Source organism: Ruminococcus sp. RTP21204st1_B2_RTP21204_210225 (genome assembly GCF_040914135.1).
In the GTDB taxonomy this organism is placed as follows: Bacteria; Bacillota; Clostridia; order Oscillospirales; family Ruminococcaceae; genus Hominimerdicola; species Hominimerdicola aceti.
Map to the genome: position 1 here is coordinate 1 of NZ_JBCPGA010000091.1, position 3,391 is coordinate 3,391.

The 3,391-nt window shown below is 44.5% G+C and carries 3 protein-coding genes and 1 pseudogene; all 4 read left to right on the forward strand.

Annotated features, from left to right (window positions below):
- Nucleotides 1–279 (forward strand): annotated as a pseudogene (locus AB5123_RS14025) (hypothetical protein); the annotation flags it as partial.
- A gap of 14 nt (nt 280–293) precedes the next feature.
- Complete coding sequence (locus AB5123_RS14030) at nt 294–656, forward strand: SpoVG family protein (protein WP_117864965.1); 363 nt, start codon at nt 294–296, stop codon at nt 654–656.
- 108 nt (nt 657–764) lie between these two features.
- A complete protein-coding gene (locus AB5123_RS14035) occupies nt 765–1,670 on the forward strand; it encodes a hypothetical protein (protein WP_368364971.1) in 906 nt (301 codons plus the stop codon).
- A 69-nt stretch (nt 1,671–1,739) separates the two neighbouring features.
- Nucleotides 1,740–3,391: SpaA isopeptide-forming pilin-related protein (locus tag AB5123_RS14040; protein WP_368364972.1), on the forward strand; the 1,652-nt coding region annotated here is incomplete at its 3' end.

Genomic DNA, 3,391 nt, shown 5'->3' on the forward strand with positions numbered 1-3,391 from the left:
GATGAGTTTCTGCTGAACGGTTCAAAGCCTAACAGGATAGTTGGAAATACTCTTGTTCACGGCACTTTCTATATTTCAGGCAATTATCGTAACGAATACGGCGAATGGGACAGCTGTTCACTTACCGATGAACAGATAGAAAAGTACAAGCAGCAGTTTGATCATATCATAGTAGATCTGCCCGAGATCGGGCTGGTTGCTGTGAGAGAAACAAAGCCGGAAGTGATCCAACCGCTTGAAGAATATGAAGAAGAACCGGAAATCGAACAGACAATGTAAAGGAGAATGAAACTATGAGAATACACGCATCTATCAACAGAATGGTAAACAAAGAGGATTCAGCAATCAAGGCATATGCCAGCGTAACGATGGACGGTATGTTCGCCGTTCACGGACTGAGGGTCATCGAGACCGAAAAGGGCAGATTTGTCAATATGCCCTCCACCTCATACACCGATAAGGACGGCAACAAGCAGTACAGCGACACCTTCCACGCCATAACCAAGTCGGCGAGAACTGCCGTAAATCAGGCTGTGCTCAATGCTTATGATCTCAAGCTGCAGCAGGTTCAGCAGACGGATATCGAGGTGGAGAACACTCCCGATGAGGAAATGTCGGAGCCTGAAGATGAACCTGAACCGGAGCTAAGTATGTAGTTTGCTAAAGCATTTGCTGTGTATCTTGTAACAAAGGTAGAACTTTTGCAAAAAGTATAGATTTGTGGGCGGATATATGCTATATTGCTTGACAAGGAGCGTGATGATATGAAAAGAGCGATATATATTTCAATACTTTGCACAGTAATGCTGACTGCCTGCGGGAATGTATCGGAGTCAACGAAAAGTGCAGAAACCTCAGATGTGAGCCAAACTGCGGTCACGGTAACATCGGCAAAGGAAGAAATGGATACAAGTAAAACCACAACGACCATTAAAAAGATTTCGCAGACGGTATCATCTTCCTCAAAGCTGACAGATACTGAAGTAACTGCGGTTAAGAAATCAAGCACTTCAAATACAGGCGGCAATTCAGTTCAGGGGCAGAATAACGCTGTACAGGGTAATAACCAAGCTGTGCAGAATAATACTCCATCCAACAATTCTCAGGACAATAACTTAGCGGAGCAGAACGCCCAGCCGTCCAATGAGAAGTCTCAGAATAACGAGCCGTCTGCCACCCAATCAACAACGGCAAAGCCGTCATCATCGGCAGTGTCTGCGGTAACAAATCCGCCTGACACAACGACAAATCCGCAGACTACAACAGTGCCGCAGACTCAACCACCCTTGCCGGTGCCTACTGAGGAAGAACGATATATGGATATCGGCAGAAGCTTATCTCATAACGGCTCTGATTACAGCAAGGCAGAGGCGGTATACAACTGGATGACTGAAAACGGTTCGGGCACTTGTGTGAATTATTCGTGGCAGACCTACTATTTGTGCAAAGGTACAGGTTTGGAATGCTATCTTGCATGGACGCCGTCAAAACTGTATGGTCATGTAGCAAATGTCGTTAAGGTAAACGGAACATGGTTTGTTCTTGATACGCAGGGACAAGGATTTCTGCTGAATAACGACTGCGGATTCAGCGAAATAATAGATATTGATGAATCATATGTATCAGTGGCGGATTTGATAAGCAACCAAAGATATGATGAAATATATTAAAATGTGCAAACGAAAGAGCCGAAATCCGGCTCTTTTTCTTTGCAAAAATGGAAAGGAGAAATGCACTTTATGTTCAAAAAATCGAAAATATTAAAGAAACTCAGCGCAGGGTTCATGGCAGGACTCTGTGCTTTTTCTATGTTCGGTTCATCTATGAGCGGAGCAATCACAGCAAGTGCCGCAAGCACACCTATGGAAAACCCGGCATTCCCGTCAGCGGATACGGTGATCGCAAAGGCGGCGACCTTGCTGGGTACACCGTATACCTATGGAAACAAGGGCTACTGGTATGCGTATGATCAGGGTCAGTACACTCCGCTTTCTGTTGAAACGATAAATAATCTCGGCATTGACTGTTCGGGTCTTGTGTACTATACTCTTACTCAGCTTGGATACAAAACATCGGGGTTCAGTTGGAACAACCCTGTGCCTGCTGACACAGATCATTGGCTTACAGTCAATGATAACTGCACCATAACTTACGACGGAAAGACTTCAAAGGTCGAAGTCGAAAAGAAGAACATCAAGACAACGGACCGCCCGTATTGGGAGTGTGCTGACGGTTCGGTTATTACAGCAGGTTCTGTGGTGGTCGCTCAGAATCCGGTTGGTGAGGATCACGCTTGGATATATATGGGCGAATTTGATTCAAGAAATGATGTAATAAGCTATCTGAAGTCTATTGGAGTTTCGGAAAAACTCATAAACTCAAAGACAGTAGGCGACGGCACAGGCGCAGGAGGTACACACTGGAGAATCGAATCAAACGGTTCTGAGGGCGTTGTTATCAACAACAAGACTGACGGCAAGACCGCAACGGCTATGAATATGTCGGCTTTCAGGATCACAAAAAATGATGTGAAATTTGAAATAACCAAGGTTCTTGCTTCGGACAAAACTGTTAAAATTTCAGGCACAAGCAAGGTAGACGGCACGGTTGCAAAATACGGAGTATATACCGATAAGGCTTGTAAAAACAAGGTCGGCGAGATCACTATCGGCAAGGACGGAACAGGCTCCATTCAGTTACCTGAAAAGAAGTATTACGTTAAGGAGATCTCCGCACCGACAGGTTACAGTATCTCTGAAGAAGTGTTCGCATTAAAGGCTGACGAAAATATATTTGTGACCGAAGATTTTACGAGAGGCACAATTAAGGTCAATAAGACCGCCGAAGATGGGATCGTAAGCGGCAGAGAGTTCAAGGTCACAGGAAACGACGGCAGCAGTTACACCAAGAAAACCAATGCAAACGGCGTTGCCGAATTTAGCGGATTAAAGGTATACAACACATCTACGGGCAAATCGATCACCTACACCGTATCCGAGATCAATGTAGATACAAGATACGAAGTTCCTAAGGCTCAGAATGTTACGCTGACAAGCGGAGATGTTGATCTGACTGTGAATGTGAAGTTCAACAATCAACTTAAAACGGGCTCGATAAAGATCAATAAACAGTCTGAGGATAATCAGAACGGAGACAGAGAGTTTACTATTACGGGCAACGGTAAGACCTACACAATTAAAACAGGTTCGGACGGTGTTGCAATTCTTTCCGATATTCCTGTTTACAACAGCAATAATGAGAAGATCGTGTACACCATTTCCGAGAAAAATGTTCCCGTAAGATATGTAGTTCCAGCGGATCAGACTGCAACCCTTACGTCAGACGCAACAACAACCAAGACATTCAAAAATATCCTCAAGAAATTTACTCT